This window comes from Clostridioides sp. ZZV14-6345, from assembly GCF_020657775.1.
GTDB lineage: Bacteria > Bacillota > Clostridia > Peptostreptococcales > Peptostreptococcaceae > Clostridioides > Clostridioides difficile_D.
Genome location: NZ_JAGWCX010000126.1, coordinates 1 through 3,736, shown reverse-complemented (window position 1 = coordinate 3,736; position 3,736 = coordinate 1). Strand labels below are relative to the sequence as shown.

Annotated in this window: 4 protein-coding genes; 2 read left to right on the top strand and 2 right to left on the bottom strand. The window is 26.3% G+C overall.

Features of this window, described 5'->3' with window-relative positions:
• Window positions 1–37: 37 nt before the first annotated feature.
• Both KGF39_RS19065 and KGF39_RS19060 read right to left on the bottom strand, forming a co-directional pair.
• On the bottom strand, window positions 38–1,543 hold the full coding sequence (locus KGF39_RS19065) for a recombinase family protein (RefSeq protein ID WP_227823520.1): 1,506 nt from the start codon (window positions 1,541–1,543) through the stop codon (window positions 38–40).
• A gap of 200 nt (window positions 1,544–1,743) precedes the next feature.
• Window positions 1,744–2,598 (bottom strand): AraC family transcriptional regulator, encoded by an 855-nt coding sequence (locus KGF39_RS19060; RefSeq protein WP_227823519.1) that lies wholly within the window; start codon window positions 2,596–2,598, stop codon window positions 1,744–1,746.
• Window positions 2,599–2,856: 258 nt separating this feature from the next.
• Here KGF39_RS19060 and KGF39_RS19055 point away from each other — a divergent pair, with 258 nt between their 5' ends.
• Both KGF39_RS19055 and KGF39_RS19050 read left to right on the top strand, forming a co-directional pair.
• Window positions 2,857–3,138, top strand: a complete 282-nt coding sequence (locus KGF39_RS19055; RefSeq protein ID WP_227823518.1) for a hypothetical protein — start codon at window positions 2,857–2,859, stop codon at window positions 3,136–3,138.
• 224 nt (window positions 3,139–3,362) lie between these two features.
• A complete protein-coding gene (locus KGF39_RS19050) occupies window positions 3,363–3,683 on the top strand; it encodes a hypothetical protein (RefSeq protein ID WP_227823517.1) in 321 nt (106 codons plus the stop codon).
• The last annotated feature ends 53 nt before the right edge of the window (window positions 3,684–3,736 follow it).

Genomic DNA, 3,736 nt, shown 5'->3' with positions numbered 1-3,736 from the left:
TTGGTAATCGGTCTAATTATAACATCAAAATATGTAATTAATTTCTTGGGATATTAGGGTAGAGTATTAAAGAAAAATCATCAGATTTTTGATTAGGTTCTTTTTTGTATACAGCATAATTGATTACAGTTTTAAGCAATATGTTTTTTAGATACGGTTCTTTCTCCTCTGTATATTCACTTAAAATTTTTTCAAGTTGAGGAACAATTTGTGTTTTAACTTCATTTTTTTCTTTTTCTAGTTCAATATCTATATTTGTTTTATTTATAGAATCTTTCACATTTTCTATGCGAGATGTGATTATTTTTAAACGTTCCATAAATGTATTACTATCATAAACTCCTTGTTCTAAAAAATCATGTAATCGTTCTTTTTGTTTTTCTAAACTATCAAATTCCTTATTTAAACTTATCAGGGTACGCTTTAAAGTATCTTCAAATTTCAAATTGTCTTTTTCTTTTTTTAAAGATAGGCTATAATTTATTAACCATTTATTTAAGACCTCTAATATTTTATTTTCCAATATATATAATTTAGTAGCTTTGTTTTTACAATTAGTACAGACCATATATTTCTCATATCCACTTGATGTAGTATTTGATTTGGCTACTAAAGTATGATTACAGTATCCACATTTTACAATCCCAGCTAATGGATTAGTTATTTTATTGTTTGGAGTAGGAGAATTACTACGTTTTTTTCTTATGTTTTGTGCTTTATTCCATATGTCTTCACTTATTATTGGTTCATGTTTTCCCTTTACTTCAATTTGTTCTTCAATTTCTCTTGTTCTACTAGAATTTCTCTTTCTATCAACTTTATTCCATACTATGTACCCACAATATACTTTGTTTTTTATGATATCTCTTACACCTTTTTCATACCAAGTTCTACCTGTTGTAGTCTTATAACCAAGTTCATTTAAATAGTTGGATATTTTACAGGCACCATCTCCTTTTAAATACATATCAAAGATTATTTTAACAACAGTTGCTTTATCCTCATTTATTACAAGTATTCTTTCTTTATTATTTAAATATTTAATATCATATCCATAAGGAGGAGCTTGAGCTATAAATTTACCTTCTTCAATACTTTTGATTTTTCCTCTCTGCATACGCCTAGAGATTAATTTTAATTCCTTACGAGCCATAAAAGCTTCAAATTCAGAGTATTCCTCATCAAATTCATCATTTAAATCATAAGTTTTTCTAGGAGTAATAATTTTTGTCTTAGATTTTTTAAATGTATCTAATATAAGTCCTTGGTCTTGCATATTTCCACGACCCAAACGGTCAATATCCATTACTAGAACAGCATCATAGTTATTATTTTTAATTTCATCTAATAGTTCTAGCATCTTAGGTCTATATTCTACACTTTCACCAGAAACAAGCTCTTCTTTAATGTCAATGACATTTAAATTTTGCTCTCTTGCTAGTTTTAAAAGAGTCGTCTTATGTCTACTTAAAGTCTCAAATTCACCTCTATGTTCTGCTTCTTCATCAGCTCTACTTTTGCGTAAATAAATTGCCACATTCATTAAATCACACTCCTTGAATATATTATATTCAGTAGCAAGTTGATTATATTTAAAACACAAAAAATAAACCTTCAAAATACAGAATATATTTTACAGGTTTATTTTTATATGGTAATTTTGATAGTATATTTAAAATCTTATAATTTAGGTAAGTATTTATACTACTAGTTTCATATCTTACTCAACTTTTAAATTTTAAACTATTTTTTTACAACAGGTATCCATACTTCAAATTTAGCATTTTGAGGGTCTGGATTTAAGTAAAGTTCAATATCAGGACCATTATCATATTCATAACCAGAAGTAGGTAACCATTCTGTTATAATACGCTTTTCTAGTTCTTGCATTGCCTGTGGGCATTGTCCCTCTCCAGAAAATATTGCCCAAGTAAAAGCTGGAACAGTGTATTCCTCCAATGTATTATCTATAGATTTTGTACTTGAAACAGAGATACAATACTTCCATTCTTCTGAATTATTACAAATACTTATACCTAATACACCTTGAGGTTGACTATCCATCATAGATATTAGCTTTTGAAGTGTTCCATCTAAAGCAACTTTTTGCCACATTTGAGGAACAATCTCAAAATTCTTTTCTAACTCAGTGTGAAGTGGTTGAGATACACCAACTATACGAAATGCTTCTTTCTTTTCAATTCTATAATTCATTTCTTCGGCTCCTTTAATACTAATTTTAAAGCTGATTGGTGGAAATGCTTTAAAAGTTGTTATTTCTCCTTTTTTTATAATTGATGGAGCAACACCATGAATACTTTTAAAGGCACGATTGAATGCCGTTGGAGAAGAATAACCATATTTTAAAGCTACATCAATTATTTTTTTATCATCATTTTGTAGTTCTACAGCCGCTAAAGACATTCGTCTACGGCGAATATATTCAGAAAGTGGTACATCTGCCATATAAGCAAACATCCTTTGAAAATGATATGTAGAACAACAAGCTATTTTTGCCACTTGTTCATATTCAATTTCTTTTGTTATGTTTTCTTCAATATAGTTAATTGCTTTGTTTAGTCTTTCAATCCATTCCATAAAATCAGCTCCTTGTAATTTATATAATATATTTTTTTTAATAGTCCATCCTCTCTTTTTATGCACAAATTAGCTAGCTTAATAAAGATAGTATATCATATTTCAGTGTTTAATTTTTATATGTGGTAGCAATGTTTATAGTTCGTTATTTTTTGCAATTTATGTTTAATCAATCTGAGTTTAATTGGTCAATTATAAATATTGATTGAGAATAGGACAATTTTTAAGATACATAAAATATAAAAAGGGGGGATTTAAATGTCAAAGATAGAAAGAGACTTAAATGGTACAGTTACTATAACATACTTTAATGATGATATAGATGTTCCAACAGACAAAAGTGGTTATAAAATATCCATGACAGTACTACATGGAAATACCATATGCCATGTAGTATCTCCTGAAACAATCTTAGGAAGAAAGTTTACATTAGAAGAAAAACAAGAAAAAGATACAATAATATACGAAGCAATAGAAAAAATTATGTTGGATAAAGAATTAAAAATACAAAAATCAGATAAAGAAGTTGCTAATAATTAGCACTTCTTTATGAAATTATTCAGGACAAGTATTCTAATTAATAAAAATTTGTTTTTAATAATACTATAATATTCATACTTTTTTTTGCAATTATAAAAGTTATATAAGATGACAGGAATAATTTATGTTATTTAAATCACATTTACAAATATAAAATTCTTTAGCTTTTAAACTATAAATATTTAGGGGAAGAATATTTAATTTGATATAATAAGATTATTTATATGATATTAATAGTATTAATTAGTTTTACACTTTTATTATCGTCTTGTATGAAATCACCTTTTCCAGTTTTAATTACAAATATAATATTACTATTTGTACCAATATTTTTAAAATATAGTGAAACAAATAAATTATATAATCAGATTCTCAACATTTTACCATCAAAAGCTATTTCATTTTCATTTACTAATTATATAGACTATAAATTTGGTAATTTAATAGTAGCTTTACCTACAATGATTATTTTTACATGCTTAGTGCTTTCAGTTATTTTTTTACCTTTTGCTAAAAATAATTTTAAAAAGCATCAAGTTAACTAAAATATATATTATGAAAAAGAGGTGTCTCAAAATAAACTTTTTAGTTCATGAGG